Below are 26,368 nucleotides of genomic sequence, written 5' to 3'. Positions count from 1 at the left end.
CCTCGGAGATCTCGTCACGGGTCCGCGCGGCTCCGGTCATCGGGTGGGCCGTCGAAGGTCAGGGGTGCCGGGGATCGGGCGGTCAGGCGGATTGCCGGTGGCGGCCGAGCGACAGGAGCAGGCCGGCTGCGGCCACGGCGATCCCGGCCGCGGCGGCGTACGCGGGGAGTTGAGCGGGGATGCCGAGGTGGACGGTGATGCCGAGGATGCGGGACAGGCCCCAGGGCAGCAGCGCGAGCTGGTATTCCACACCGTCAGCGCGCGTTCCAGGCCCACAATTGAGACCAGGGCGGACAGCACGCCGAGGGGCACACCCACGGCGGTGAGGGTCAGCCCGACGGCGCTTGCGCGCCGCAGACCGTACCGGTCCCGCAGGACCACGGCGACGACCACGAACAGCCAGCAGAACGCCGCGAACGCCACGGTGACGTAGGCCGCGCGCAGACCCGGCGCGGTCCAGAAGGCGAACCAGTAACCGCCCGGCCCGCGCCCGGCGAGCGCCGCCAGCAGCAGCACGCTGCGCAGCAGCGCGACGCCGCCGATGACGGCCCAGAGGTGGAACGGATCCCGGCGGCCGACGACGAGGCGTACGACGAGGGCGAACATCGCCCACCCACCCAGGGTGACCAGCAGGTGCGCCGGCGCGGCGAACCAGGTCAACACGAGCCGACTCGCCACCAGCAGCACGGCCGGGACCAGCCACACCAGCACCCGGTCCGCTCGCGTCACGGGCACCGGCAGCGCGGCGACCCGCCACGGCCGGAGCGCGCCGAGCAGCAACCCGCGCGCGGCGGCCGCGCCGAACCCGCGCCCGTAGAGGCCGAGCAGCACCAGCAGCAGGATCGACGCGAGCAGTGCCCGCGCCGCCCAGGCCATCGCCGGGTCCCGGTCGGCGCGCCGCGCCCCGAGGTCGGCGGCGGTGAAGTTGTACGCGGGCAGGTCCAGGTCGGCGCCGTAGCGCTGCCGGTGCGCGTCGCGCGCGCCGCCGCAGCCGCCGGTACGCGGACAATGGGGTGATGATGCGAGAGGTACGTCGGATGCGGTTGAGCGGGACGCGCGCCAACGGCGCGGTGGCGACGGGCGCGCGGGCTGTGGGGGCGGCGTCGCTCGGCTCCCTCGCCCTGGGGGCGCTCGCCGTCGGGGCTGTGGCCGTCGGGGCGCTGGCCATCGGGCGGCTGGCTATCCGCCGGGCGGTGGTGCGGGAGCTGCGCGTCGGCCGGTTGGAGATCGATGAGCTGGTGGTGCACAGTCGATCCACTGCCGAGGGATAGACACCTTCCCCCGGCGGGCGAGACGCTACCGCCCGCCGCAGGAAGGCGGATCATGCCGACACGAGCCGTGGTGCCAGCCGTTCACGTGGAGCGGCATCCGTCTCACCGCGCGTCGTGGACCGCGCGGGCGATGTCCTGTCGCACCAGCGCCGCCTCCTCGTCCCCACCTGGTCGGCGTCGTTCCGCAGGGCCTCGCGCACACGCTGTCTATGCCGTGGGCTGTCGTGCACTGTCGAGAACGCGGTAGTGGAGGTGTACGACGCCGTTGCGGAATCGGCGCTCTGCGAGAAGCTCAAGGTCGGTGCGCGTGCCGGTGGGCAGCCCAGGCTTGCCGCCGCCGACGACCACGGGCCAGACGAGCAGGTGGCACTCGTCGACCAGCCCGGCCGTGAATGCCTGCGTCGCGAGGTCCGCACCTCCCACGGTGAGATCGCTGCTGGCCGTGGCCTTCAATTCCTTGACCGCGGCGGGGTCGAAGCGGCGTTCGAGTCGGGTGTCGGCGGTTGACACCGCGCTGAGGGTCGTGGAGTACACGACCTTGCTCGCCGCCTGCCAGGTGCTCGCGAAGTCGGCCATGAGGTCGGACTGCGCGGCCAGAGCTGCGTCGGTCTCCCAGACGGCCATCGCCTCGTAGAGTCGCCGCCCGTAGAGAAACGTGCCCACCGGCCGAAGGAGGTCGGTGCAGAGCACAAACACCTCGTCGTCCATCGGCATCCAGGCGAACGCGCCGCGTTCGTCCTCGATGTAGCCGTCAAGCGACATGTTCGTCACGTAGATCAGGTTGGCCATGCCTCTCCCTCTCGGTGATCAGCTGCGTGCCTGGACCTCTGTCAGCGTTGCGTCCAGCTTGGTGAACGCCTGGCGCCAACCCTCCTCGCTGGGGTGCGCCAGATGGTCGGGGAGCCACTGGCGGATCACCAGTCGCGTCCGTCCGTCCGCCTCGTCGTGGAACTCGAGCCGCAGCCTCGTCTCGAACGGCTCGATGCCATCCTGCAGCCGACCACCGACATGCATGACGCCTGCGAGCAGTTCACCGTCGGCGACGTCGGTGAGGTCGACGTGGATGCGCACGCGAAGGCCGGGGTCGGCGGCGTTGACCTCCGTCCACCGTTGATAGCCGCCGGGGCGTACGTCGAACTCGATCTCGTCGCGCGGCAGTGAGTTGCCGACGGGGCCCCACCACGCCGCCAGGTGGTCGGGGTCGGTGAAGGCTCGGTAGACGAGCTCCCGCGGCGCGTCGAACACACGCGAGATCACGAGCTGCGCAGTTTCCGCTGTCATTCGAGCTCCCTGGGATCGTCGACCATCCGGTCCGATGCCCGTCCGGCGGCCTGCACCGCGGCGAGGTGGGCATCGAGGCGGGTGAGGGACGAGTCCCAGAACCGCCGGTAGCGCTCGATCCAGTCGGCCGCCTCGCGCAACGGGGCAGCCTCGAGGCGGCTCGCGCGCCACTTGCCCGACCGGGACCGCGAGATGAGCGCGGCGCGCTCGAGCACCTTGAGGTGCCGTGACACCGCCGGCATCGAGATGGACAGCGGAGCGGTGAGCTCGGTGACCGTGGCGTCGCGTTCGGCCAGCTCGGCGATGATCGCCCGTCTGGTCGGGTCGGCGAGCGCCGAGAACACGGCGCTGAGCTGGTCGGTGCCAGCCATCGGAAGCCCCCTCATTTAACCAACATGTTAAGCGTATTGGGGCACGAGTGATGTTGTCAACGAACAGGGCGTGAGCCGCGCCGATGGTGCGGTCGGTCGCGCGTGACAGTCCCGGGACGGCGAGTGGACTCGTGGCAGGCTCATGGCCCATGATCGATGAGGTCGCGAAGACGTACCTGCACGGCGAGCTGCGGGAGTTGCGCGAGGCGATTCTGTGGAAGCTCGACGGGCTCGGCGAGTACGACATCCGCCGCCCCTGACCACGACCGGCACCAACCTTCTCGGCCTGGTGAAGCACCTGTCGGCGTGGGAGGCCAGGTACTTCGGTGAGGTCTTCGGGCGGCCGTTCCCCGAACCGCTGGCCCGCTGGGACGACGCCGAGGCGCAGGGCAGCGACATGTGGGCGACCGAGCGCGAGACGCGCGAGGACGTCGTCGACCGTTACCGGCGCGTGTGGCAGCACTCGGACGCGACGATCACCGCCCTGGCCGTCGACGCACCCGGGTACGTGCCGTGGTGGCCGCGTCCGCAGGTCACGCTGTTCACCATCCTGGCCCACCTGCTCACCGAGACGAGCCGGCACGCCGGACACGCGGACATCCTGCGCGAACAACTCGACGGCTCGATCGGGGTGGCGGGCTGGGACACCGAGGCCCAGCGCGACGCGGCCTTCTGGCAAGCCAGGCGCGCGCACATCGAGCTGGCCGCCAGGGCGGCCGGTCAAGCCGGCGCCTGAGGCGCGTCGCTCACCTGGTGATCGTCGTGGGGGACGCCGGCGCTTGATTAGATAGGCATTCGTCAATAGATTGAGGTTGGGCGCCGCCGGGGTCCGGGTGACCGGGCCGTCGGCGACTGACAGGTCCACCCCGAGCCGGGCACACATCGGTCGTACGCACCGACCAGCCGCCGTGGCGCGCCGCCGCGCCGCACCAGGGCGCGTTGTCGCGCTACACCCCGGGCGCGTTGTCGCGCCGCGTCCGTCCAGGACGCGCCGCCGCGCCGCCACCGTCCCGCTCGATGACAGAAGGACCTCTCATGACGATTCTCCGCGCCCGCCCCGCCCCGACCCTGGCGGTCGTCGCCGCGCTGGCCGCCGCCGGTACCGTGACCGGAACGGCCCTGCTGACCAGCCCGGCCACGGCCGCCCAGGGCTGCCGGGTCGACTACACGCCCAACCAGTGGCCCGGCGGGTTCACCGCCGCCGTCAAGGTCTCACCCGGCGACACCGCCGTCTCCAGCTGGACCGTCACCTGGACGTACGCGGGAGACGAGCGCGTCACGAACGGCTGGAACGCCACGGTCAGCCAGTCCGGATCGACGGTGACCGCCCGCAACATGTCGTACAACGGCAGCATCGCGGCCGGCGGCTCCACCGAGTTCGGCGTGCAGGGCACGTTCGGCTCCAGCGGCGGCGCGCCGACCGGGTTCAGCCTGAACGACGTACCGTGCAACGGTGCCGGGCCAACCCCGACAACGGCGCCGCCCACCACCGTGCCACCCACGACGACCCCGCCGACGAGCGCGCCACCGACGACGACCCCGCCGACCAGCGAACCACCGGTCGGCTGTGCCGGGGCGGTGCTCTGCGACGGGTTCGAGACCCAGACCGGCTCGACGCCGTCCGGCGACTGGGCCGTGGTCAACCCGGACTGCTCCGGCGCCGGCACGGCCACCATCGACACGACCACCACGCACAGCGGTAGTCGGGCGGTCCGGATCAACGGCGCGGCCGGGTACTGCAATCACGTCTTCATCAGGTCCACGAAGAACCTCGGCGGCGTGGGCAGTGTCCGGTACGGCCGGATCTGGGTACGGCACACCACCGCCCAGCCCACCGAGCACACCACGATGATGGCCATGGTCGACGCGGCCGACGGCGACAAGGATCTGCGGTTGGGCGGTCAGAACGGTGCCCTGCAGTGGAACCGCGCCTCCGACGACGCGACCCTGCCCGAGCAGAGCCCGGCCGGGGTGGCGCAGAGCGTGTCACTGCCCACCAACCGGTGGGCGTGCGTGGAGTTTCTGGTGGACGGTGCGGCCGGCCAGCTCCGTACCTGGTTGGACGGCACCGCCGTCACCGGGCTGACCGCGGACGGTGTACCGACGCACGACATCGACGGCCAGTGGTACAACCGCACCTGGCGGCCGCAGCTCACGGACCTGAAGCTGGGCTGGGAGAGCTACGGCGGCGGGGCCGACACTCTCTGGTACGACGACGTCGCGCTCGGGGCCAGCCGGATCGGCTGCTGATTGGGCCGGCCGTCGAGGGGGCATTGGCAGGCAGCGGCGACCACGTCCCGACGGGAGCACCCCGATGGACAGGGTCAACCGCCATCAACCCCGTGAACAAGGAGAGCCCCATGTCGGTTCAGGCATTTCTCTACGTCATCGCCGTCATTCTGATCGTGCTCGCCGCCCTGCCACTGCCCACCCGTGGTGTGTCACTCGCGCTTCTGGGTGCCGCCTGCGCCCTGCTCGCGTACGCCTGGCCGGTGATCACCAACTGACCTCGCACTGAGGGAATCGTCGGGGCCGGCAGCCACGTACCCACGTTGCTGCCGGCACCGCGTGCAGACGCACGGGCCCAGCCTCCTCCGTCTGTCCGGGTGGACGGATCGCGGTCAGCGGCTGCCTGCCGATCGCTCACCGGTGTCGGTGCGCCGATGTCCAGCCCTGCTGGTGCAGCCGTTCGATGCCGTCGAGTAGCAGGTCCAGTGCGAACTCGAACTCGAACTGGTCATCGCAGCCCGGCCCGACGACCGACTGGTCGTCGTGGGCGGCCGCCCTGGCGATCTCCGCCAGGTGGGGAAACCGGGCGGCGAATTCCGGTGGCAGTGCGGCCGGCGGTTCGGGATTGGTGGTGCCGGACCGTCCGGCGCGGCGGGAGGCGTCGAACAACTCCTGACTGAAGCCCAGGATCCGGCTGCCCATCGTGTGCATCACGTGGTGGGCGAGGTCCGCGGAGAATCCCCCGGCCTGGAAGGTCCCGACGACCGAGTCGAGGTAGGCGAGGACGGCCGGGGTCGCCATCGTCCGGGACTCGATCGCGAGCGGTGCCCAGGGGTGCCGGCGTAGCGCCTCGCGCGCCGAGAGGACGCGTCGACGAATCGCGTCCTTCCAGTGGGCGTCCGGCTCGGGCGCGTCGATCTGGCCGACGACGACGTCGATCATGCCGTCGAGCAGTTCGTCCTTGTTGGCCACGTGCTTGTAGAGGGCCATCGGCACGACGCCCAGATCCTGGGCGAGGTTGCGCATGCTGAGGGATTCGATCCCCGTCTCGTCGGCGAGCGCGACGGCGGCACGCAGGATGCGGTCCCTGCTCAGGGGCGTCCGGCGCAGCGTCCCAGCCTGCTCAGCCATGTCGTCCTCGTCTTGTCCGGCGGTCGTTGAACCATAACCGCCTTGACAGGTGTACGGCGTACACCTACCGTTGGTGTACGGCGTACACCCCTGAGGAGGGACCATGAAGGCGATCGTCCAGGACCGGTACGGCCCACCCGAAACGCTCGCGCTCGCCGACGTCCCCACCCCCGTGCCGGCACCCGACGAGGTGCTCGTCCGGGTGGAGGCCGCGGCCCTCAACGCGTACGACTGGCATGCCATGCGAGGTGATCCCCGGATGGCACGGTTGGCGATGGGCCGGTCACGTCCCCGGGCCCGCATCCGCGGCCGCGACTTCGCCGGCCGGGTCGAGGCCGTCGGCGCCCAGGTCCGAGAGGTACGTCCGGGCGACGCCGTCTTCGGCGACCTGGGCGACGCCAACGGCGCGTTCGCCGAGTACGTGTGCGTACCCGAGGCCCTGGTCGCGGCGATGCCGGCGAACCTGACGCCGCACCAGGCGGCGGCCCTGCCCCTGGCGGGCGTCACCGCGCTGCTGGGGCTGCGCGACGTCGGGCGGGTCGGGCCCGGCCACTCCGTCCTCATCAACGGCGCCTCCGGCGGGGTCGGCACCCTCGCGGTGCAACTGGCCAAGGCGTTCGGGGCGACCGTGACGGGGGTGTGCAGCGGTCGCAACGTCGACCTGGTCCGCTCCCTCGGTGCCGACCACATCGTCGACTACACCCGGGACGACTTCGCCGACGGCACGCGCCGCCACGACGTCGTGTTCGACCTGGTCGGCAACCGCACCCTCGGCGAGCTGCGGCGGGCGCTGACACCGACCGGGACGCTGGTGCTCTCCGGCGGCGGCGTGTACCGCGGGGGCAGCCTCATCGGACCGGTCTGGCTCATCGCGCGCGGACGGCTGCTGGCGCCACTGGTCCGACACCGCATCGTCACGCTCACGACCGCACCCGACCGGCACCACCTCGACACGCTCCGCGCCCACGTCGAGGCCGGCCGCCTCACACCGGTCATCGACCGTACCTATCCACTCCACGAGGTCCCCGAGGCCATCCGCTACCTCGAAGGCGAGCACGCGCGGGCGAAGGTCGTCATCACCCTCTGACGCACCCGAGACGGCCCGGCCGGCGCCACCCGCGCGAACGACCAGTGGGCGATCAGCGCAGGTGCCGCCGCACGTCCGTCAACCGCTCGCTGAGGAAGGCACGTTCGACGTCGTTGTCGGTGAGGGTCAGGGCCTCCTCGTAGGCCGTCACGGCCTGCGGCCACTGCCTCAACTGGCGCAGGAAGTCGCCCCGGGCGGCGCTGAGATAGCCGTACGTGGCCAGGGCCGGATCGTCGAGCAAGGGTGTCAGCGCGTCGAGCCCGGCGCGGGGGCCGTCGCGCAGCCCGATGGCGACGGCACGGTTGAGGTCGACCACGGGTGAGGGCCACAGCCGGAACAGGGCGTCGTAGAGCCCGATGATCTCGGACCAGTCGGTGTCCTGCCAGGTCGGCGCCTCGGCGTGCACCGCGGCTATCGCGGCCTCCAGGGCGTACCGCGTCGGTGGCCGTCGGCGCAGCGCGTCGGTCAGCAACGCCTGCCCTCGACGATGAGCTGCCTGTCCCAGCGTGAGCGGTCCTGCTCGGACAGGAGCACGAGGCGCCCGTCGGCGGACATCCGGGTGGCCTGACGTGACGCGTTGAGGAGGAGCAGCGCCAGCAGGGCGCTGATCTCGGCGTCGGTCGGCATGAGCAGGTGCAGCATGCGGGCCAGACTGATCGCGCTGTCGACCATGTCCTGGCGGACCAGGTGCGCGCCGATCGGTGCGGTGTGGCCGGTGGTGAAGATGAGATGGACGACGTCGAGTACCGCGCCGACCCGCTCCTCGAGTTGGTCCGGGCCCGGCACCCGGTAGGGGATCCGTGCCGCGGCGATCTTCTTCTTGGCCCGGGTGATCCGGGCGGCCATGGTGGCCGGCTGCACCAGGAACGCGCGCGCCACCTCGGGCGTGGACAGCCCACACACCAGGCGCAGGGTCAGCGCGACCTGCGTCTCCCTGGACAACGCGGGGTGGGAGCAGGTGAAGATGAGTCGTAGTCGATCGTCGACGAGGCCGTCCTCCGGGCCGGGCACCGTATCGTCCGCGACGAGCAGCGGCATCTTGCGCCGGAACACCGACTCACGGCGCAGCACGTCCCGGGCCCGGTTGCGCGCGATGGTGGTGAGCCAGGCGCCCGGCCGGTCGGGGATGCCGGTCTCCGCCCAGGTCTCCAGGGCCTGTGCGAACGCGTCCTGGGTGCACTCCTCGGCGAGGTCAAGGTCTCGGGTCAGATGGGCGGTGGTGCTGAACACCTGGGCCCAGTCGCGGCGGTGCGCCCGGGCGACCGCCGCGACGACCTCATCGTTCATCCGTGGTCGACCACCGGACGGATCTCCACGCCGCTGTGCGACGCATGCACCTCGGGAAGCAGCGTCGCCAACGACAGGACCTCGTCAAGATCGGCCGCCTCGAGCAGGTAGTAGCCGCCGAGTGCTTCCTTGGTCTCCAGAAACGGCCCGTCCGTCGTCGTGACCTGGCCGAGTGCGCCCAGCCGCAGCGAGGTGGCCGTGGGCGCCAGCTCCAGCTGCTGCCCGTCGATGATCTGCGAGCCGGCCTTGGCCGCGAACGCCGCGTGGGCGGCGTCGTGGGCCTTCCACTGCTCGTCGGTCATGGCGTCCCACTGCTGAGCGTCGCCGTAGATGAGGACCATGTACTTGGCCATGTCTCATATCCCATCGTCTGCCGGCCCCTCGGTGGTGGGCCTCTACATTACGACGAGCCTGGACGGCGGCAGATCGACAGCCGCCGCGACATTCTGCTCCGACGGCGGAGTGCGGCCGGTGTCAGGTCACGAGTGGTCGAATGCTCTAGCCAGTCGAGCCAGCGACCCAGATGTCGATCATCGCACCGGCCGCGCCGGCACCGCCATCGAGATTCGGGGTCGCCGCCGCCGTCAGGAGCGCGCCGCCGGCAGCGGACGGTACAGCGGGCCTGACGCCACGACATTGGGCGTGTCCGCCGGTCAGGACGCTGTGGCGGACTGTCCACTGCGATCGCCCGGCCTGGTGTCGTGCCCGGGCCGGCGGGTCAGCACCTGCGGGCCGTCGGCGGTCACCGCGACGGTGTGCTCGGAGTGGGCCGTCCGCGAGCCGTCCGCGGATCGGATCGTCCACCCGTCCGCATCGTATTTGATCTTGTCGGTGCTGCGGCAGAGCCACGGCTCGATCGCGAGCGCCAGGCCGGGCTTGAGCTTCATGCCCCGGCCGGGCCGGCCGTCGTTGGACACGTGCGGGGCCTCGTGCATGGTCCGGCCGATGCCGTGCCCGCCGAACTCGTTGTTGACCCGGTAGCCGTAGCGGCGGGCGACCTCGCCGATGGCGGCGGAGACGTCACCGAGCTGATTGCCCGGTCGTGCGGCGGCGATCCCGGCCTCCAGCGCGACCTCGGTGGCCTCGATCAGCTTCAGGTCCTCCGGGGCGGGGGTGCCGACGATGACGGACAGCGCGGAGTCGGCGACCCAGCCGTCGATCCCGACCGCCATGTCGATGCTCAGCAGGTCGCCGTCGCGCAGGGCGTACCGGTGCGGCAGGCCGTGCAGCACGGCGTCGTTCACCGAGAGGCACAGGACGTTGCGGAACGGTCCACGGCCGAACGACGGCGTGTAGTCCCAGTAGCAGGACTCGGCTCCGCGCTCCTTGATCCGTCGGCGGGCGTGGTGTTCGAGGTCCATCAGGTTGACCCCGACGGCGGCGACGGCGCGCAGCTCCGCCAGCAACTCGCCGACGAACTGGCCGGTCACGGCCATCCGAGCGATCTCCTCGATGGACTTCAGTTCGATCATGATCAACCCTCCCTCGCCGTTGCGGTATATTTATACCACACTGTTCGGGGTTGCCGGCGGGTTGGCATTGCCGGTCCGCGAGGGCGGATCTATCCTGCTCACATGGTCCGCCCACCGCTCACACCCGAACAGATCGCCGCGGGGCAACGCCTCGGAGCGGCGCTTCGGGTCGCGCGCGGCAGCCGCAGCCCCGTCGAGGTGGCCCTGGCGGCCGGCATCTCACCGGAGACGCTGCGCAAGATCGAAGTAGGTCGGCTCCCGGCACCCGCGTTCGGCACCGTCGTCTGCCTCAGCGAGGTGCTCGGCGTCCCGCTCAGCGACCTGGCCGACGTGTGGCTGGCCGACCTGCGTGTCCGCGAAGCGTCCTGAGGGCTCCTTTCCAGGCGGACAACCACTCCGTACGCTCCGGAAGCTCGACGTCCGCGACGTTCTCCGACGGTGGCCGGGCCCGCCAGGTCGTCTTTAACACCCAGGCGGGCCCGAGGTTGGCGTGGGAGGTGATCGCCATGGACCAGGGCCAGTTCAGCGTGGTGGACGCCGCCGACGGCGCGGTCCTCTTCCGGCGGAACCTGGTCGCCAACCACCACGCGACGACGTGGGAGAACTATCCGGGTGCCCCGGTCGGCGGCAGGCAGCACACGGTCAACCTGAACAGGTGGTTGCCGCCGAACGCGGGGACCTTGGCGGGCAACGTCGGGCACGTCTACTCCGACGTCAACGCCGACAACGTGGCGCAGCCGTCGGAGGAGATCCTCCCGGACGCCCGGCGCAGCTTCGACTTCCCGTTCACCGACTTCTCGGGCCAGGTCGGCGCCCCGTGTTCCGCGCAGCGGCAATGCTCGTGGGATCCGGCGGTGCCGTACTCCTGGCAGAGCAACCGGGAGCAGAACGCCGCGCAACTGTTCTCCTACCTGGGGACCTGGCACGACCATCTCGCCGCCAGCCCGATCGGGTTCACCCGGGCGGCCGGCAACTTCGAGGCCGTCGACGGCGACGCGGTCGTCGCCGAGTCGATGGACGGCGTCGACACGGCGAACGGCCTGCCGGACGACCGCCACGCCAACAACGCCAACATGACGACGCCGCCGGACGGCATGGCGCCGCGCATGCAGATGTACCTGTTCCTCAAGTCCGCCAGTGTGCTCGCCGGCAACTCCGGTGACACGGCGGACATCGTCTTCCACGAGTACACCCATGGCCTGTCCGATCGCCTGGTGGTCGACGCCAACGGCAACTCCACGCTGATCAGCGCGCAGGCGCTGGCGATGTACGAGGCCTGGAGCGACTGGTTCGGCCTGGACTATCTGGTCGACAGCGGTCTCGAGCGCGACGACGCCGTCGACGGTGACGTCCGCGAGGGCGACTACATCCTGGCCGGCCGCTCGGTGCGTAGTGAGGCGATCGACTGTCCGGTGCACAGCGCCGAGGCGATCTGTGCCGGCAACCCCGCCGCCGGCGTCGGCGGTTACACGTATGGTGACTACGGCAAGATTCGCAATTCGCGGACCGTGCCGAGGACCACCGAACCGGAGATCCACGCCGACGGCGAGATCTGGGCGCAGACACTCTGGGACCTGCGTGGCGCGATCGGCAGCCACACGGCCCGCTCGCTGATCACCCGGGCGATGGAACTCTCGCCCGCGGATCCGTCCTATCTCGACATGCGTGACGCGATCCTGCTGGCCGACCGGGTCGTCAACCACGGCCGGGGGCAGCGGGACATCTGGCGGGTCTTCGCCGCACGCGGCATGGGCTTCCACGCGAGCACGGACGGCGCGACGGACACGTCGCCGACCGAGGACTTCTCGCTGCCCTGGAGCTGACGAGCCGGGTGCGGGCCGGCGGGACGTCGCGACTGTCGACGTCCCGCCGGCCTTTCCGTGTTCACGGTGCCGCGTGCCGCGTACCCGCCTTGACAGCGTCCGTGCTGGTTAGGTTAGCCTAACCTCTATCGGGTCTGCGCCGTCGGCGTGATCGGCTTCGTCGGTCTGGTGGCGCCGCACCTGGCCCGCGTGCTCGTCGACCCGAGAGGCAGCATGACCGAGACCCTGCCCATCGCCCCGTGGCGTCTGTTCGCCGTCGAGGTCCGGGCGGTACGCCAGCTCAGTCCCTCCTTCACGCGGGTGACCTTCACCGGGCCCGACCTCATCCGATTCGCCGACAACGGCTACGACCAGCGGATCAAGCTGGCCCTGCCGCTGCCCGGCCAGCGCGGGGTGCACCTGCCCGAGGGGCCGGACTGGTACGCGAAGTGGCGAGCCCTGCCGGAGCACGAGCGCAACCCGGTGCGTACCTACACTGTCCGCGCGGTTCGCCCGCACGCGTCCGAGGTCGACGTCGACCTTGTCCTGCACGGCGACGGCGGCCCAGCCACCCGCTGGGCGCGGCGGGTGCGCCCCGGCGACGAGATCGCCCTGCTCGGGCCGGACGCCGGCTACGACGGTGACCACGGCGGGGTCGAGTTCCGCCCCCCGTCGACCGGAGCCCTGCTGCTGGCCGGTGACGAGACGGCCGTCCCGGCGATCAGCGGCATCTGTGAACGCCTGCCCCTCGACGCGTACGGCATGGTCCTGCTGGAGGTGCCCGACGCCGGCGACGTGTTGCCGCTGGCGGCGCCCCCCGGGATCGAGGTGCGGTGGCTGCCCCGGGGCGAGGGCGCGCACGGCTGTCGACTGGTGCCGGCCGTGGCGGCCGCGGCGGGCGAGCTGCTGGCCGGTGGAACGCCGGTGCCCGCCCAGCCCATCAGTGACGTGGACGTGGACAGCGAGATCCTCTGGGAGGTGCCCGAGGAGGTGTCCCCGTCGCGGCTGTACGCGTGGCTGGCGGGGGAGGCGGGCGTCATCCGGACCCTGCGTCGACATCTCGTCGTCGAGCGTGGCCTCGATCGCCGGGCGGTGGCCTTCATGGGCTACTGGCGACTCGGCCGCGCCGACCCCGTCTGAGCCCCAGGCGTCGAAGTCTGCCGACGGTTCGACGTTTCCCGGTCGTACGGCGGGTAATCAGCCGCGCCCACGCAGACGGACGGGCTGCGCACGCGACCCGTCCCGGAGGCCAAGGAGCGGATGGCCGTGTCAGACCAACAGCTCACCGTTGTCCTCGTGCACGGCGCGTTCGCCGAGTCGGCGAGTTGGAACGGTGTGATCGAGCGGCTCGGCCCCGCCTACTCCGTGGTGGCCGCCGCCAACCCGCTGCGCAGCGTCGCGGGCGACGCCGCGTACCTGCGCGACGTGGTGCGGGGGATCGGCGGTCCCGTCCTGCTCGTCGCTCACTCGTACGGCGGCATGGTCATCACGGAGGCGGCGGCGGGTGACCCGACGGTGCGTGGCCTGGTCTACGTGAACGCGTTCGCCCCGCAGACAGGTGAGTCCGCGCTGGCGCTGTCCGGCAAGTTCCCGGGCAGCACGCTCGCCGACACCCTGGTCTCCTATCCGGTGTCGACCGGCGGCAACGAGGTGGCGATCGGCCAGGACGCCTACCACGCGCAGTTCGCCGCGGACGTGTCCGACGACCAGGCGGCGTTGATGGCCCGGACGCAACGGCCGGCGACCGAGCAGGCGCTCGGCGAGGCGCTGGCGACGGACACCCCGGCGTGGCAGTCGTTGCCCAGCTGGTTCGTGCTCGGTGACGCGGACCGCAACATCCCGGTCGCCGTACACCGCTTCATGGCCGAACGTGCCGGCGCACGCGGAGTTCGGGAGATCGCCGGCGCCTCCCACGCGATGGCGGTGTCCCGGCCCGGCGAGGTCGCCGAGTCCATCATCGAGGCGGCACGGGGCGTCGGGGCCGCCTAGTCCCGGACACCCCGCCGCGGGCCGTCCGGATTCTCGGTGGACGGTGGCGTGTGGCCGAGCTCGGACGAGATCCGGTTCGCGGTGTCCAGGAGGAGCGGAAGGTTGCTCTTCAGCTGATCCAGGCTCGCGATGACCTCGATCGCCGTGAGCGAGGCGGCGGCGGTGACCTGCCCGCGTGAATCCCGGATCGGCGCGGCGACGCACATCACGTACGCGTCGTGCTCCCCGTTGTCGGCGGCCCAGCCGCGATCGCGGATGCGGGCGAGTTCGGCGTCGAGGGAGTCGTGGTCGGCGACGGTGGTGGCGGTGAACCTCTCGAGGACGACGTGCGAGAGCAGGCGCTCGCGTTCCTCGGGGGGCAGGTAGGCGAGGATCGTCTTGCCGACGGCGCTCGCGTGGATCGACACCGCCCGGCCTACCCGCGAGGGCAGCTTGACGGCGTCGAACGCCGGGCTGTCGACCTTGTCGATGTAGATGATCTCGTTGCCGGTCAGCTGGGCCAGGTGCACGGTGTGGCCGGTCTCGCGTTGCAGCGCCCGTAGTGGTGCGGCGGCGAGCTGGCGCAGGTCCATCGCGCCGAGCGCGAGCTCGGACAACTCGATCAGCCCGCTGCCGAGCACGTAGGTGCCCGCGCCGGTCCGGCGGACGAAGCGTTCGGCCTCCAGCGTCCGCAGGATCCGCAGGGCCGTGGACTTGTGGACGCCGAGCACGTCCGCCGCCTCCGTGAGTGACAGCGGGCGCTCCGCCGATCGACGGATGAGGTCGATCGCGCGGCGAATCGATTGGGCCACGGGCCAGTTCCCCCTCGCGCGGCTGTCGCGCCGTCGTGTCGTTGCGTCATGTGCAATGTAGTGGATGTGATACGCAACCACTCCTTGACGCCGTTGCATATGGCGCTACGATCGTTGCAAATTGATCCCTGGGGAGTGGCTCATGACGGTGCCAGAACCCCGAGGGCGGGCCGCCGGCACGGACTGGTTCGGGACCGCCGCCGAGGCGTTACCGGACGACGCCGACCGTGGCGTCCTCATCGGCCGGATCTGGGATCCCCGCGTCGACGGCCCATCACCCGTGACGGTCCGAGACGGCGAGGTCATCGACGTCAGTTCCCGGTTCGCGACCGTTCGGGACATCTGCGAGCTGCCCGATCCCGCCGCGACGGTGGCTGCGCTCGACGGACGGCGGGTGGCCAGCTTCGAGGACGTACTGGCCAACACCGGTGCCGCGACCCGTGACCGCACCCGACCCTGGCTGCTCGCGCCGGTCGACCTCCAGGCGCTCAAGGCGGCCGGCGTCACCTTTCCCGTCTCGATGCTCGAACGCGTCATCGAGGAGCGGGCACGGGGAGACCTGGCACTCGCGGCGGACCTCCGTGGCCGGATGCTCGCCGACATCGGCGCCGACCTGTCCAGCCTGGCGCCGGGGTCGGCCGAGGCGGAGCGGCTCAAGGGTCTGCTGGTCGCCGAGGGCATGTGGAGTCAGTACCTGGAGGTGGGGATCGGGCCGGACGCGGAGATCTTCACGAAGGGCCAGGTCCTCTCCGCCGTCGGCACCGCCGTTCCGGTCGGCGTGCTCGCGGCGTCCAGCTGGAACAACCCGGAGCCCGAGGTCGCGCTCATCGTCCAGTCCAGCGGCCGGATCATCGGTGCCACCCTGGGCAACGACGTGAACCTGCGCGACGTCGAGGGCCGTTCGGCGCTCCTGCTGCCCCTGGCCAAGGACAACAACGCCTCGTGCGCCCTCGGTCCCCTGATCCGGTTGTTCGACGACCGGTTCGGCCTGGACCGGGTGCGCGAAGCCGAGGTCGGTCTGACGATCCGCGGCGCGGACGGCTTCCACCTGGAGGCGGTCTCGGAGATGACGCGGATGTCGCGCGACCCGGCGGCCCTGGTGCGGCAGCTGGTCGGCCCGCACCACCAGTATCCCGACGGCGCCGTGCTGATGCTCGGCACCATGTTCGCGCCCATCGAGGACCGGGACCGCCCCGGTGAGGGCTTCACCCACAAGGTCGACGACGTGGTGCGGATCGGCTGCCCGGCGCTCGGCACCCTCATCAACCGCGTGCGGCACGCGGAGGAGTGCGAGCCGTGGCAGTTCGGCGTCCGCGATCTCATGGGCAACCTGGCAAAGAGGGGACTGCTGTGAACCTGGTCAGCACGGTCGATCCACGCGATGGTCGACGCCGCGCGACGGATCTCGTCGAGACCGACGAGATCCGGCTGGAGGCGATCACCGCCCAGGCGGCCCGGGCGGCGCGGTGGCTGTCCGACCTGGGGAGACTCGGCAGGGCGGAGCTGCTGGACGCGACGGCCGCCGCCCTGGAGACCCGTCGCGCGGACCTGGTCGCCGCCGCGGTGGCGGAGACCGGGCTGGGCCACGCGCGTCTGGACCAGGAGCTCACCCGGGCGTCGCTCCAGTTCCGGATGTTCGGCGACGTGCTGCGCGACGGCGGGTACGTCGAGGCGGCCATCGACCACGCCGCCGACACACCGATCGGGCGCGGCCCCGATCTGCGCCGGATGCTCGTACCCCTCGGGCCGGTAGCCGTCTTCGGGGCCAGCAACTTCCCGTTCGCCTTCTCGGTCGCCGGGGGCGACACCGCCGCCGCACTCGCCGCGGGTTGCCCCACGGTCCTGAAGGCCCACCCGTCCCACCCGCTGACGTCACACGCGTCCGCCGACGCGATCGAGTCGGCCATTCGCGACGCGGGCGGTCCCGAGGGCGTCATGACCATCGTGTACGGGGAGCAGCCCGGCCGTTCGCTGGTACGGCATCCCGCGATCCGGGCGGTCGCACTGACGGGCTCCGTGAGCGCGGCCCGCGCCATCCAGGCGGCCATCGACGAACGACCCGATCCCATTCCCCTGTACGCCGAACTGAGCAGCGTGAACCCGATCGTCGTCCTGCCCGGTGCGGCCGCCGACCGGGCAGACCAGATCGCCGAGGGGCTGTTCGCCTCCTTCACGGCCTCGGGCGGTCAGCTGTGCACCAAGCCCGGACTGGCGTTCATCCCGGCGGACCGCGACGGTGACCATCTCGTCGACGGGCTGCGGGCGAGGGTCGGCGCCTCGGACGGTGCCGTCCTGCTCAACGAGCGGATCCGGGACGCGTACGAGAGTCGGGCCGCGACGCTCGAACGGGCCGGCGCCCGCGTCTCGGCGCGGCCCCACGTCGCACCGGGGGAGGGGTTCACCGTCGCGCCGGCGCTGCTGGAGATCGGTCTGCCGGGCCTGACCGCCGAGATCGCCGACGAGTGCTTCGGCCCGCTCATGGTCGTGGTCCGGTATCACGACGTCGCCGACCTCGACGCGGTGCTGACGACCGTCCCACCGTCGCTGACCGGCTCGGTCCATCGTGGTCCGGACGACGACACCGCTGTCGTACGCCGACTGGTCGACGTGCTCGCCGCCCGCGCGGGGCGCATCGTCTTCGACGGCTATCCCACCGGTGTCCGCGTGTCGTGGGCACAGCACCACGGTGGGCCGTGGCCATCGACCAACGCCGTGCACACCTCGGTGGGCGCCACGTCGATCCGCCGGTTCCTTCGCCCGCTGGCCTGGCAGGACGCCCCGGACTGGGTCCTGCCCGAGGAACTGCGGGACGGGTACACCGCCATTCCCCGTCGCGTCGATGGACGCTGGGAAGCACGGATGAACAGGGAGGAGCGCTGATGTCGACGACGGATCGTCCGCTGCGCAGCGGACAGTGGTTCGGTGCGGAAGGCCGCAACGGGTTCATCCACCGCTCCTGGATGCGCAACGAGGGGTTCGCGGACGACGTGTTCGACGGTCGCCCGGTGATTGGCATCGCCACCACCTGGTCGGAGCTGACACCCTGCAACGCCCACCTGCGTGACCTGGCCGAATCGGTGAAGCGCGGCGTGTGGGAGCGCGGTGGTCTGCCGTTGGAGTTCCCCGCGATGAGCCTGGGTGAGCCCCTCATGCGACCCACGACCATGCTCTACCGCAACCTGTTGGCGATGGAGCTGGAGGAGCTGGTCCGGGCCAACCCGCTCGACGCGGTCGTCCTGCTCTCCGGCTGCGACAAGACCACCCCCGGCCTGTTGATGGGCGCGGCGAGCGTCGACCTGCCGACCCTCATGATGACCGGCGGCCCGATGCTCAACGGCAAGTTCCGCGGTCAGGACATCGGTTCGGGCACCGTCGTGTGGCGCTTCACCGAGGAGATGCGGGCCGGCCGGATGAGCGCCGCCGACTGCGCGGAGGCGGAGGTCGGCATGTCCCGCAGCCGAGGTCACTGCATGACCATGGGTACCGCCTCCACGATGGCCTGCGTGACCGAGGCGCTGGGCGTGCAACTGCCGGGGGCCGCCGCCGTGCCGGCGGTCGACTCCCGGAGGTACGCGCTCGCGCACGCCGCCGGACGCCGGATTGTCGACATGGTCGAGCAGGACCAACGGCTGTCCTCGGTGTTGGACCGACGCGCCTTCGAGAACGCGATCCGGGTGAACGCCGCGATCGGCGGTTCCACCAACGCCGTCGTCCACCTGCTCGCGATCGCCGGACGCCTCGGCGTCCCGCTGTCCCTGGAGGACTTCGACACCCTCACCGCCGACGTGCCCATGCTCGTCAACCTGATGCCGTCCGGGGCGTACCTCATGGAGGACTTCGCCTACGCCGGCGGCGTCCCGGCCGTGATGGCGGAGATCGCCGGGCTGCTGCACCTCGACCACGTCACCGTCAGCGGGAAGAGCGTGGCCGACAACATCAGCGGCGCCCAGTGCTGGAACCGGGACGTCATCGGCACCATGGCGGAGCCGTTCCAGCCGACCGGCTCGGGCACCGTGGTGCTGCGCGGGTCGCTCGCGCCGTCCGGGGCTGTGCTGAAGGTCTCCGCCGCCTCCGCCCACCTCCTCGCGCACACCGGGCCGGCGCTCGTCTTCGACCGGATCGAGGACTACGTCGTCGCCGCCGACGATCCGGACCTTGCCGTCACCCCCGAGACGGTGATCGTGGTGCGGAACGCCGGACCGCGCGGCTACCCCGGCTTCCCGGAGGTGGGCAACGTGCCGATGCCGCGACGGCTGCTCGCCGACGGCATCACCGACATGGTGCGGATCTCCGACGCCCGGATGAGCGGCACCGGGTACGGCACCTGCATCCTGCACGTGGCACCGGAGGCGTCCGTGGGTGGCCCTCTGGCGCTGGTGCGCACCGGCGACCTGGTCCGCGTCGACGTTCCGACGCGGCGGTTGGACCTCCTGGTCGACAACGAGGAACTCGCCCAACGCCGGTCCGCCTGGCAGCCACCACGGCCGACGGCCGACCGCGGCTGGGCGCGCCTCTACAGCGAGCACGTCCTACAGGCCGACCGGGGAGCGGACCTCGACTTCCTCGTCGGCGGCAGCGGCAGCGGCGTACCCCGGCACTCGCACTGACCGGAGGTCTCAGCTCTGTTGGTAGTTCACCGCGGTGAACCCGCACGGCTGGTGCAGGTGCAGGTAGTAGGCGCCCTCGCCGAGATCGTCCAGGTCCGCGCCGCCGATCAGACCGACATAGTCCATCGGTTGTCCGCAATCGGGGCAGTCGGGGTGCTCGGCGTCCTGGATCCAGTCCGGCCGGCCGCCCAGCGTCGAGCCGCCCCGGTCCCAGGCACTGGACTGGTAGGGGCTCGCCAGGGCCGGCCCCGGGACCGAGGTCTGCGTCGGCGGGTCCTCCGGCACGGCCGTCTCCGGCGGCAGGCAGCTCGGACGGGTGTTGCCCGCCCACCAGGTGGCGCCACCGCCCGGCGTGACCTGGTTGTAGAGGGTCGTGTAGCAGGCGCAGTTGTGGCAGGTCTCGAACACCAGCCGGCCGGACCAACGCGTGTGTGCCAGCGCGGCGCCGATGGCTGGTTCGGTGGTGTCGAGGTCGGCGGCGACCCAGAGCGGTGCGGCACACCACGGGCAGGTCGGCCCGCCCACACGTCGGGGTTCATCGCGCAGGACCAGGCGGTATGCGGTGTCCCCGCAGAGATCCCGCTGGTCGCCGGTGGGGTCGAGCGTCCAACCACCTTCGAGCGCGTAGCTCAGCGCACCGACGTGCAGCTGGTCCGCGCCGGCCGGCGGGTGCGTCGACCAGCGACGCAGGGCGCTCTCGGCGAGCGGGTGCGCGGTGTGGGCCAGGATCAGCAGCAAATTGTTGAGGTCATCCGTGCTCTGCCCGTCGTCGATCCGCTCGATGACCCGGCGGACCACGCCGGCGTCTGCCGCCCGGTACAACGTCGCCGGCCACCACATGTCGAGATCGAGCAGAAGCTGATGGTGCGGGACCAGACGTCGCGGGTCGGCGGCGGCGGTCTCGCACAACTTTTCCATCGCGTCGTCGTCCTCGGCGGCCGCTCTCCTGATCAGTTCCTCGATCACGAGCGGATGGTAGCCGTGCGGTACGACGAGACGCGCCGCGCTGGTCACCTCGTTCAGGGGTGGGCAGACGAGAGCGCCTCGGTGATCATCCGATGGCCCTGGGCCTCGAACGGCTCGTCACCGACCTGGTAGGCCCAGGCCGCGGTGCCGATCGCCGCGCGGACCCGGTGGCGATGCCAGTCGCCGGCCTCGCGGGGATCGGCGCCGTACCCGTCGAGGAAGGCCACCTCGAGGGCCGGGTCGCGGCGGAAGTCCTGGGCGGCCAGACGGGAGAAGTCCGTGGACGCGGGTCGCATCGCCGCACGGCCGAAGTCGATGACACCCACCAGGCCGTCGTGCACGAGCCAGTTGCGGGGCTGCCAGTCCCCGTGCGTGGGTACGAGGGTCGCGGGCGGCGTCGGCCAGACGCTGATCTCGGATCGCAGTCGCGCCACGGTGGGCGCCGCGATCCGGTGCGGTTGGCCGAGCCACGCCAGCGACTTCTCGTTCTCACGCCGTTCGTAGTCGTCATCCGCGACGGCGGTCTGCGTGTGCAGCAGGGCCAGCAGCTCGCCGGCCTGCCGGTAGGTGGCGGGGTCGTCGGCGTGTTCGCTGCCGAGCACCAGCTCGCCGGGCAGGTACCGGGTGATGAGGATCTTCGCGTCGGCGTCGCCGTGCACCAGCGTCGGCGCGCGACCTTTGCCGGTCCAGGGGCCCAACCAGGTGCGATGGGCGTCAAGTTCTCGCCGGATGTGATGGTCGTCGTCGCCGCCGGCCTTGACGACGAACCGTGATCCGGCGCGGGTCACCTCGAGAACGGTGGTCGTCGTCAGGCCCCAGCTGTGGTCGCGGTCGACGGGCGCGCCCGGGAGCCACTGGTCCACGAGTGCGCGCTGGCGCGCCGAGAGCTTCCCGAGCCCAGGGGTCACGGTGGAGATCATACGAGGCACGCGAGCAGGCGGCGGCGTGCCGCAGTGGGGTGCCGCCTAGGTCCGCTCGGTGCCCTCGTAGAGGTCGAGATAGAACTGCTCGATCTCGTCGGCCCTGCTCCCCAACCCGTCGGGGTCGACGATGTCGTGCCCGATGCCGAACTCACGCGGCAACTCGTGTGTCGAGAACGCGAGGTCGTTCCGGTCGGCGATGCCTCTCGGGATGTCGGTCGCCGCCTGACGGTCGATGACGTCGTCGTTGTCCGAGGTGACGATCGCCAGCTCGCGTAGATGCGGGCACCTCGGGTCGGCCTTGAAGTTGCGGACGACGCGCAGGTACTGCGACAGCGCCGCGGACGAGAAGCCCTCGGAGTCGACCCGGTCGGGGACGAGACCGAAGCCGAACAGGACGGTGAGGGGCTTGACGGCGACGTCGGGCACCCGGTCGGGGTTGGGTGCGTAGAGGGGCGACAGCAGGAGAGCACGATGCACCACGTCGGGACGGTGGCCGATCAGCCAGGTGGCCAACACGCCTCCACCGGAGATGCCCACGACGCCGACCGTGTCGCCCAGGCCAGCCGCGACGTTCAGCGCGTCGTTCGCGGAGTCGACCAGTTCGTCGGCGTCGACCTTCGCGTGCGCCAACCTGTCGGCGACACCGTGTCGGGGCGCTCGTGGCACCCAGACGTTGTAGCCCCGGTCGAAGAACAGCTTGGCCAGTCCGCGGTACTGGTCGGGGCACTCCGTGTGGCCGTGAAGCAGCAGGACGGCCTTCGCGCTCACCCGTCCGTGCGTGAGGAACTGACTCCGGCACTCGGGGAGCACCTGCGGGTCGGCCGTCTCGGCCGCGACGGTCCGCGCCGCCCGATCGCTCGCCGACTCGAAGCTCAGGGTCTCCGGCGTCGCGCGCTGCAGGGCGTCGGTGCGCAGCGGCCACCCGTACACCGTGGCGACGGCCACGACGACCAGGGCGAGGAAGCCGGTCAGTACGAGCGCGACGCGGGTGCGGCGACGGGCACGGACGGGACGGGGGAGACCTCCGGCCAGCTCACTGTCCACCGCGTCCCTCCATTTGTGCGAGTCGACGCCGCCATTCTGCCCCCCACCCACTGGGCAAACTCTGGAGAAAATGCATATCGCTGCCATCGGTGCGGGTTGCTCACCGTCAAGTTGTGCGGAAGTCGGCGCTGCCAGCATGGCACCTGCCTCACTCCGCCACTCTCCTGGAGCCAATAGGTGCACAACACGATTCTCGACCGACAGCAGGAATCCGCGACCGGGTTGATCGGCGGCTCTCTGGGCTCCGTGACGAACGCCTCCGGACTGCGATTTCTTCTCCGGCGCGCCACCGCGGACTGCCTGGATCTGGTCAACCGTTTCCACCGTCAGGATTGCTCCCTGCAGAGCCGAGCCGCCCGTTACCACGGCCCCCGCGATCGGATCCGCGTGGCCGAGTGGCGCATGCTGACCAGGGTCGAGGGAGGTTACACCGTCCTGATTTCCCGCCCCGGGGAGAACGATCTGGTCGGGTTGGCGCATCTGTTGTGGCAGGCGTCGGCACCACCGGAGGTCGCTCTGCTGATCGCCGACGCCTGGCAGGGACTGGGCGTCGGCAGGGCCGTCGGCGAGAGGCTGCGCGAGCTTGCTGCCGCGCACGGTCATCCGGTCCTGCGGGCCTGCGTGCAGCCGGAGAACATCCGCGCCATCCGTCTGGCCCGCCGCTTCGGTCTGGATCTCGACGACTCCGCCGAACAGGTGTGAGGCGACCCGCCGTAGACGCTTCCCCGCCGACCAGGTGGTAACGGTGAGTATTGAGGACTGGACTGCGGGAGCGCGACCCTCGTCATCCTCCTCCTCCGCGTGACGGGATGAAAAGGCAGGCCAGCCAGGGGTACGGGTGCCTTCCGCGCTCGCCCGCTCGACGCCGAATTGATTGCCGCGGCAGCCGGTCTAGTCGTTGTCAAGAGAATCTTCACTGAGCGTGACTAGCTTGATTCCTGGCTTTGAATCGTGTCAGGGCTCTGGGTGGCGGCAACGGGGGTTCCCGCAAACCAGAAACGCGACGCGGGGGGGGAATTCATGCAGAAAACGGGGGGCGAGTGCGTTTTGGCCCGCCACAGTTCGGCTGATACATCGGTGCCAGGGACCAGTGCGTGATCCCAGCCCATCGCCGTCCATTCGACAGCAATACCCGGCCGGCAGGTGCAGAGGCCGGCCGGATCCACGACGGTGAAGGGGGACCGCTTCGCCTGCAAATCATGGGTCCATTGCGGGTCTGGCGGGGTGCCACCGAACTCGACGCGGGCCCACGGCAGCAACGGTGCCTGCTCGCGCTCCTGCTGGCTCGCGTGGGCCACCCGATCAGCATGACCGATCTGACCGCGCTGATCTGGGGCGCGGACTCACCGCCCAGCGCGGTAAATGTGATCCACAAATACATCGGTGCGTTGCGCCGCCTTCTCGAACCCGACCTGCCGCCGCGTGCCTCCGGGTCCTACCTGTTGCGCAGCGGCAACGGATACCGATTCACCGCGGGCCCGGAGATGCTCGACCTGGTGGCGTTCCGCTGGCGCGTCGCCTCGGCACAGGCGAGCGTGGCCAAGGACCGCCCGGACGAGGCGCTGGACCACTACGCCGAAGCCCTGCAACTCTGCCGCGGCTTCGCCGGAGACTCCCTGGCGGACAGCAACCGGGCCGCGGCGACCTTCGCGGGCATCGTGGGCGAATTCTTCGACGCGGTGGTCGACGCGGCCAGGATCGCCGTCCGGGTGCGCCAACCGTCGCGGGTTCTGACACCGCTGCGGCTCGCGGCCGAGATGGATCCGCTGCACGAGGTCGTTCACGCGAGCCTGGTGACGACCCTCGCCGCAGCCGGCCAGCAGGCCGAGGCGTTGGCGGTGTACCGGAAGATCCGCGAGCGCCTCGTCGAGGAGCTGGGCATCGATCCCGGGCACAGTCTCCAGGACGCCCACCGTCAGGTCCTGACCCAGAGCGCCCTGCCGCAGGCCGCCGAGGCGGACTCCGTCGTACCCGGCGTCCGGTCCGACGACGTCCCCGTCGCGCCGCTGGTCCGCCCGGCGCAACTGCCTCCGGACCTGTCGCAGTTCGTCGGGCGGTCGAGCGAACTCGCCCTCCTGAGCGACCTCGTGGCCGGTATGCGCGACGACGGGAGGACCAGCCCACTGGTGGTGGCGATGGACGGCATGGGTGGCGTGGGCAAGTCCACTCTGGCCGCTCACTTCGCCCGTCTCGTCGCCGACGAGTTCACCGACGGTCAGCTCTACCTCGACCTCCAGGGCGAGCAGGACGACGACGATGCCGTCCGTGCCGGCGACGCCCTGCGCTCCATCCTGTACGCGTTGGGCGTCCCCGCGTCGCAGGTCCCCGACACGTTCGACGCGCGCGTCGGGACGTACCGCAGTTTGACGGCGGGGAAACGCGTTCTGCTGCTGGTGGACAACGTGCGCGATGCCGCGCAGGTACGTCCGCTGCTGCCGAACTCCGCCGACAGCCTGGTGCTGCTCACCAGCCGGCGTCCGCTACTCGGACTCGCCGCCTTCGACGGCGCGTACCTGCTGCGTCTCGACGTACCGGATCTCCCGTCGGCCCGGGAACTCCTGGTGCACCGCCTCGAGCGCTGGACGAAACGCAGGATCGGTCAACCGGACATCGCGATCGTGGACGAGATCACCGAGCTGTGCGGGCGGCTGCCGCTGGCGCTGGCGATCCTGGCCGCTCGCCTCACCGCGCGTCCCACCCTGTCACTGGCGTCCGTCCTTGCCGACCTTCGTGACGGTGCGCGCCGTCTGGAGGCGTTCCCCGGGGGTGTGGGCGCGCACGATCCGCGCACCGCGTTCTCCTGGTCGTACCGGCAGCTCAGCCCCGGCGCGGCCCGGCTCTTCCGGCTACTGGCCGTCTCCCTGACCCCCGGAATCACGGCGCAGGCCTGTGTCAGCCTGTCGGGCCGGGAGTCGGCCAGGACGCACGCCGAACTTGCCGAGCTTACCGAGGCGGCGTTGGTGACCGAACACGAGGACGGACGGTTCACGTCGCACGTGCTGGTCAAGGCGTACGCGCAGGAGTGCCTCCAGGACGTCGAGTCGGCGGAGGAACGCCAGGCCGCGGTCTGCCGCCTGCTGCAGTACTACCTGCACAGCAGCTACAACGCGCAGGTGCTGCTCGCACCTCACCGGGTTCCGATCGAGCCCTCGCCGGCGCCGCCCGGTGTCGTGCCCGAACAGCCGGCGACCTACGAGGAGGCCATCGCCTGGTTCGCCGCCCAGCGTGAGGTGCTCAAGGAGGCTGTCCGGCTGGCGGAGCACCTCGGGTACGGCATCGTGCCCTGGCAGCTCGCCATCACCATGCAGCAGTACCTGCAGTGGGCCGGGTACTTTCAGGACTGGGAGGACGTGATGCGCGCGGCCCTGCAGGCGGCCCGGGAGGGCGGCGACGAGGTCGGCGAGGCGCACACCCTGCGCAGCCTGGCTGGCGCCCGGTGGTCGTTCGGGGCCAGCGAGGAGACGCTCGACCTGCTGGCGGCCGCCCTGCGGATCTTCGAGGAGCGGGGCATGCGTCTGGAGCAGGCCCTGGTGCACACCAACCTCCACTGGGTGCACGAAGCGCTCGGCCGGCACGGGCAGGCGCTCGTGCACGGCGAGACGGCGTTGGCCCTCTATCGCGAGATCGGCTACCGCCGTGCGGTGACCCTGAGCCTCATGTTGACGGGCAGTTCGCTTGCCCGTCTCGGCCGGCTCGACGAGTCGGCCGCCATGCTGGAGCAGGCCCTCGACCTGCACGAGCAGATCCGTGGCGACCTTGAGGCCGGCTGGGACGCGACGCTGATCGCGATGGAGGGCGAGACGCGGATGGCCATCGCCTCGAACCTCGCCGAGACGGGCCGCGTCCGCGAGGCGGTGGAGCAGTTGGAGTTATCGGCCGAGACCTCGCGGCGGGTGAGCCACCGGCCGAACGAGTTCGAGGCCCTGCACCGGCTCGCCGAACTGTTGATGTCCGTCGGTGACGTCGGCGGGGCGGCTGTGGTGTTCAAACGAGCCGGCGAGGTCCTCGCCAGCTTTCCGGACGGCGGGCCGGAACGGCTACGGGATCGTTTCGCCTGGCTGGCGCAGAAGATACCGACGGACCACCGCGATGACCAGCGGTAACCTGCCGCCCGGCC

General features: G+C 71.0%; 24 protein-coding genes and 2 pseudogenes. 14 read left to right on the top strand and 12 right to left on the bottom strand.

Translation table 11 applies throughout. From position 1 onward, the window contains the following. Nucleotides 1-36: 36 nt before the first annotated feature. A complete protein-coding gene (locus O7620_RS14690) occupies nt 37-876 on the bottom strand; it encodes a hypothetical protein (protein WP_278123468.1) in 840 nt (279 codons plus the stop codon). A gap of 140 nt (nt 877-1,016) precedes the next feature. Between O7620_RS14690 and O7620_RS14685 the strand changes: the two genes are divergently transcribed. Then, nucleotides 1,017-1,271, top strand: a complete 255-nt coding sequence (locus O7620_RS14685; protein ID WP_278123467.1) for a hypothetical protein — start codon at nt 1,017-1,019, stop codon at nt 1,269-1,271. Nucleotides 1,272-1,478: 207 nt separating this feature from the next. Here O7620_RS14685 and O7620_RS14680 read toward each other — a convergent pair whose 3' ends face one another. Genes O7620_RS14680 through O7620_RS14670 form a run of 3 tightly spaced genes read right to left on the bottom strand, consistent with a single transcriptional unit; the run spans nt 1,479 to nt 2,923 of the window. Further along, the gene (locus tag O7620_RS14680; protein WP_278123466.1) at nt 1,479-2,060 is read right to left on the bottom strand and encodes a dihydrofolate reductase family protein; all 582 of its coding nucleotides are present in this window, start codon (nt 2,058-2,060) and stop codon (nt 1,479-1,481) included. Between the two features lie 18 nt (nt 2,061-2,078). After that, nucleotides 2,079-2,516 carry an SRPBCC domain-containing protein gene (locus O7620_RS14675; RefSeq protein ID WP_278123465.1) on the bottom strand — a complete coding sequence of 146 codons (438 nt, stop codon included), beginning with the start codon at nt 2,514-2,516 and terminating at the stop codon, nt 2,079-2,081. Nucleotides 2,517-2,548: 32 nt separating this feature from the next. Then, nucleotides 2,549-2,923: a metalloregulator ArsR/SmtB family transcription factor gene (locus tag O7620_RS14670; protein ID WP_151488241.1), complete on the bottom strand. Its 375-nt coding sequence runs from the start codon at nt 2,921-2,923 to the stop codon at nt 2,549-2,551. A gap of 149 nt (nt 2,924-3,072) precedes the next feature. Between O7620_RS14670 and O7620_RS14665 the strand changes: the two are divergent. From O7620_RS14665 to O7620_RS14655, 3 genes and pseudogenes are all read left to right on the top strand, one after another. Continuing rightward, nucleotides 3,073-3,659: pseudogene (locus O7620_RS14665) on the top strand (DinB family protein). Nucleotides 3,660-3,958: 299 nt separating this feature from the next. Continuing rightward, on the top strand, nt 3,959-5,173 hold the full coding sequence (locus O7620_RS14660) for a cellulose-binding domain-containing protein (protein ID WP_278123464.1): 1,215 nt from the start codon (nt 3,959-3,961) through the stop codon (nt 5,171-5,173). Nucleotides 5,174-5,283: 110 nt separating this feature from the next. Continuing rightward, nucleotides 5,284-5,430 carry a hypothetical protein gene (locus O7620_RS14655; RefSeq protein WP_192580129.1) on the top strand — a complete coding sequence of 49 codons (147 nt, stop codon included), beginning with the start codon at nt 5,284-5,286 and terminating at the stop codon, nt 5,428-5,430. Nucleotides 5,431-5,566: 136 nt separating this feature from the next. Here the strand turns inward: O7620_RS14655 and O7620_RS14650 are convergent, their stop codons facing one another. Then, on the bottom strand, nt 5,567-6,283 hold the full coding sequence (locus tag O7620_RS14650; RefSeq protein ID WP_278123463.1) for a TetR/AcrR family transcriptional regulator C-terminal domain-containing protein: 717 nt from the start codon (nt 6,281-6,283) through the stop codon (nt 5,567-5,569). 103 nt (nt 6,284-6,386) lie between these two features. Here O7620_RS14650 and O7620_RS14645 point away from each other — a divergent pair, with 103 nt between their 5' ends. Further along, nucleotides 6,387-7,370 carry an NAD(P)-dependent alcohol dehydrogenase gene (locus O7620_RS14645; RefSeq protein WP_278123462.1) on the top strand — a complete coding sequence of 328 codons (984 nt, stop codon included), beginning with the start codon at nt 6,387-6,389 and terminating at the stop codon, nt 7,368-7,370. A gap of 52 nt (nt 7,371-7,422) precedes the next feature. On the opposite strand, the pseudogene O7620_RS14640 reads toward O7620_RS14645, so the two are convergent. The 3 genes and pseudogenes from O7620_RS14640 to map form a co-directional block, all read right to left on the bottom strand. After that, a pseudogene (locus tag O7620_RS14640) lies at nt 7,423-8,657 on the bottom strand (sigma-70 family RNA polymerase sigma factor). After that, the gene (locus O7620_RS14635; protein WP_151488234.1) at nt 8,654-9,010 is read right to left on the bottom strand and encodes a YciI family protein; all 357 of its coding nucleotides are present in this window, start codon (nt 9,008-9,010) and stop codon (nt 8,654-8,656) included. The pseudogene O7620_RS14640 and the gene O7620_RS14635 overlap by 4 nt, the downstream one beginning before the upstream one ends. Before the next feature lie 300 nt (nt 9,011-9,310). Further along, complete coding sequence (gene map, locus O7620_RS14630) at nt 9,311-10,129, bottom strand: type I methionyl aminopeptidase (protein WP_278123461.1); 819 nt, start codon at nt 10,127-10,129, stop codon at nt 9,311-9,313. A gap of 102 nt (nt 10,130-10,231) precedes the next feature. On the opposite strand from map, the gene O7620_RS14625 reads away from it, so the two are divergent. The 4 genes from O7620_RS14625 (at nt 10,232) to O7620_RS14610 (ending at nt 13,920) form a co-directional block, all read left to right on the top strand. Further along, the gene (locus O7620_RS14625) at nt 10,232-10,498 is read left to right on the top strand and encodes a helix-turn-helix transcriptional regulator (RefSeq protein ID WP_151488232.1); all 267 of its coding nucleotides are present in this window, start codon (nt 10,232-10,234) and stop codon (nt 10,496-10,498) included. A 137-nt stretch (nt 10,499-10,635) separates the two neighbouring features. Further along, on the top strand, nt 10,636-11,952 hold the full coding sequence (locus O7620_RS14620) for a M36 family metallopeptidase (RefSeq protein ID WP_278123460.1): 1,317 nt from the start codon (nt 10,636-10,638) through the stop codon (nt 11,950-11,952). A 213-nt stretch (nt 11,953-12,165) separates the two neighbouring features. Then, nucleotides 12,166-13,071 carry a siderophore-interacting protein gene (locus O7620_RS14615; protein ID WP_151488258.1) on the top strand — a complete coding sequence of 302 codons (906 nt, stop codon included), beginning with the start codon at nt 12,166-12,168 and terminating at the stop codon, nt 13,069-13,071. Nucleotides 13,072-13,191: 120 nt separating this feature from the next. Then, a complete protein-coding gene (locus tag O7620_RS14610) occupies nt 13,192-13,920 on the top strand; it encodes an alpha/beta hydrolase (RefSeq protein WP_347403766.1) in 729 nt (242 codons plus the stop codon). On the opposite strand, the gene O7620_RS14605 is transcribed toward O7620_RS14610, so the two are convergent. Continuing rightward, the gene (locus O7620_RS14605; protein WP_278123459.1) at nt 13,917-14,711 is read right to left on the bottom strand and encodes an IclR family transcriptional regulator; all 795 of its coding nucleotides are present in this window, start codon (nt 14,709-14,711) and stop codon (nt 13,917-13,919) included. The two genes, O7620_RS14610 and O7620_RS14605, sit on opposite strands and share 4 nt — an antisense overlap. Before the next feature lie 142 nt (nt 14,712-14,853). On the opposite strand from O7620_RS14605, the gene O7620_RS14600 reads away from it, so the two are divergent. Genes O7620_RS14600 through O7620_RS14590 form a run of 3 tightly spaced genes read left to right on the top strand, consistent with a single transcriptional unit; the run spans nt 14,854 to nt 19,318 of the window. Next, nucleotides 14,854-16,065: a fumarylacetoacetate hydrolase family protein gene (locus O7620_RS14600; RefSeq protein ID WP_278123458.1), complete on the top strand. Its 1,212-nt coding sequence runs from the start codon at nt 14,854-14,856 to the stop codon at nt 16,063-16,065. Further along, nucleotides 16,062-17,591 (top strand): aldehyde dehydrogenase (NADP(+)), encoded by a 1,530-nt coding sequence (locus O7620_RS14595; protein WP_278123457.1) that lies wholly within the window; start codon nt 16,062-16,064, stop codon nt 17,589-17,591. The genes O7620_RS14600 and O7620_RS14595 overlap by 4 nt, the downstream gene beginning before the upstream one ends. Then, nucleotides 17,591-19,318 carry an IlvD/Edd family dehydratase gene (locus O7620_RS14590; RefSeq protein ID WP_278123456.1) on the top strand — a complete coding sequence of 576 codons (1,728 nt, stop codon included), beginning with the start codon at nt 17,591-17,593 and terminating at the stop codon, nt 19,316-19,318. The genes O7620_RS14595 and O7620_RS14590 overlap by 1 nt, the downstream gene beginning before the upstream one ends. Nucleotides 19,319-19,327: 9 nt before the next feature. On the opposite strand, the gene O7620_RS14585 is transcribed toward O7620_RS14590, so the two are convergent. The 3 genes from O7620_RS14585 to O7620_RS14575 are packed head-to-tail and all read right to left on the bottom strand — an operon-like array spanning nt 19,328 to nt 22,251. Then, nucleotides 19,328-20,284: a hypothetical protein gene (locus O7620_RS14585; RefSeq protein WP_278123455.1), complete on the bottom strand. Its 957-nt coding sequence runs from the start codon at nt 20,282-20,284 to the stop codon at nt 19,328-19,330. 53 nt (nt 20,285-20,337) lie between these two features. Next, the gene (locus O7620_RS14580) at nt 20,338-21,192 is read right to left on the bottom strand and encodes a phosphotransferase (RefSeq protein WP_278123454.1); all 855 of its coding nucleotides are present in this window, start codon (nt 21,190-21,192) and stop codon (nt 20,338-20,340) included. 57 nt (nt 21,193-21,249) lie between these two features. Continuing rightward, on the bottom strand, nt 21,250-22,251 hold the full coding sequence (locus O7620_RS14575; RefSeq protein WP_278123453.1) for an alpha/beta fold hydrolase: 1,002 nt from the start codon (nt 22,249-22,251) through the stop codon (nt 21,250-21,252). 246 nt (nt 22,252-22,497) lie between these two features. Here O7620_RS14575 and O7620_RS14570 point away from each other — a divergent pair, with 246 nt between their 5' ends. Together O7620_RS14570 and O7620_RS14565 are read left to right on the top strand one after the other, a co-directional pair. After that, complete coding sequence (locus tag O7620_RS14570) at nt 22,498-22,953, top strand: GNAT family N-acetyltransferase (protein ID WP_278123452.1); 456 nt, start codon at nt 22,498-22,500, stop codon at nt 22,951-22,953. A 497-nt stretch (nt 22,954-23,450) separates the two neighbouring features. After that, a complete protein-coding gene (locus O7620_RS14565; protein ID WP_278123451.1) occupies nt 23,451-26,354 on the top strand; it encodes a BTAD domain-containing putative transcriptional regulator in 2,904 nt (967 codons plus the stop codon). Nucleotides 26,355-26,368 lie beyond the last annotated feature (14 nt).

Origin of the sequence: Micromonospora sp. WMMD710, assembly GCF_029626045.1 — a bacterium.
Lineage (GTDB): Bacteria > Actinomycetota > Actinomycetes > Mycobacteriales > Micromonosporaceae > Micromonospora.
Note: the sequence above shows the minus strand (reverse complement) of the source record. Positions and strands in the feature narration are given on the sequence as shown.

Excerpts from the sequence above, each read along its gene's own strand:
- O7620_RS14615 (WP_151488258.1), top strand. The coding sequence starts at position 12,166 with ATGACCGAGACCCTGCCCATCGCCCCGTGGCGTCTGTTCGCCGTCGAG.
- O7620_RS14650 (WP_278123463.1), bottom strand. The coding sequence starts at position 6,283 with ATGGCTGAGCAGGCTGGGACGCTGCGCCGGACGCCCCTGAGCAGGGAC.
- map (WP_278123461.1), bottom strand. The coding sequence starts at position 10,129 with ATGATCGAACTGAAGTCCATCGAGGAGATCGCTCGGATGGCCGTGACC.
- O7620_RS14670 (WP_151488241.1), bottom strand. The coding sequence starts at position 2,923 with ATGGCTGGCACCGACCAGCTCAGCGCCGTGTTCTCGGCGCTCGCCGAC.
- O7620_RS14625 (WP_151488232.1), top strand. The coding sequence starts at position 10,232 with ATGGTCCGCCCACCGCTCACACCCGAACAGATCGCCGCGGGGCAACGC.
- O7620_RS14610 (WP_347403766.1), top strand. The coding sequence starts at position 13,192 with ATGGCCGTGTCAGACCAACAGCTCACCGTTGTCCTCGTGCACGGCGCG.
- O7620_RS14565 (WP_278123451.1), top strand. The coding sequence starts at position 23,451 with ATGGGTCCATTGCGGGTCTGGCGGGGTGCCACCGAACTCGACGCGGGC.
- O7620_RS14690 (WP_278123468.1), bottom strand. The coding sequence starts at position 876 with ATGGCCTGGGCGGCGCGGGCACTGCTCGCGTCGATCCTGCTGCTGGTG.
- O7620_RS14590 (WP_278123456.1), top strand. The coding sequence starts at position 17,591 with ATGTCGACGACGGATCGTCCGCTGCGCAGCGGACAGTGGTTCGGTGCG.
- O7620_RS14685 (WP_278123467.1), top strand. The coding sequence starts at position 1,017 with ATGATGCGAGAGGTACGTCGGATGCGGTTGAGCGGGACGCGCGCCAAC.
- O7620_RS14635 (WP_151488234.1), bottom strand. The coding sequence starts at position 9,010 with ATGGCCAAGTACATGGTCCTCATCTACGGCGACGCTCAGCAGTGGGAC.
- O7620_RS14600 (WP_278123458.1), top strand. The coding sequence starts at position 14,854 with ATGACGGTGCCAGAACCCCGAGGGCGGGCCGCCGGCACGGACTGGTTC.
- O7620_RS14655 (WP_192580129.1), top strand. The coding sequence starts at position 5,284 with ATGTCGGTTCAGGCATTTCTCTACGTCATCGCCGTCATTCTGATCGTG.
- O7620_RS14680 (WP_278123466.1), bottom strand. The coding sequence starts at position 2,060 with ATGGCCAACCTGATCTACGTGACGAACATGTCGCTTGACGGCTACATC.
- O7620_RS14620 (WP_278123460.1), top strand. The coding sequence starts at position 10,636 with ATGGACCAGGGCCAGTTCAGCGTGGTGGACGCCGCCGACGGCGCGGTC.
- O7620_RS14645 (WP_278123462.1), top strand. The coding sequence starts at position 6,387 with ATGAAGGCGATCGTCCAGGACCGGTACGGCCCACCCGAAACGCTCGCG.
- O7620_RS14660 (WP_278123464.1), top strand. The coding sequence starts at position 3,959 with ATGACGATTCTCCGCGCCCGCCCCGCCCCGACCCTGGCGGTCGTCGCC.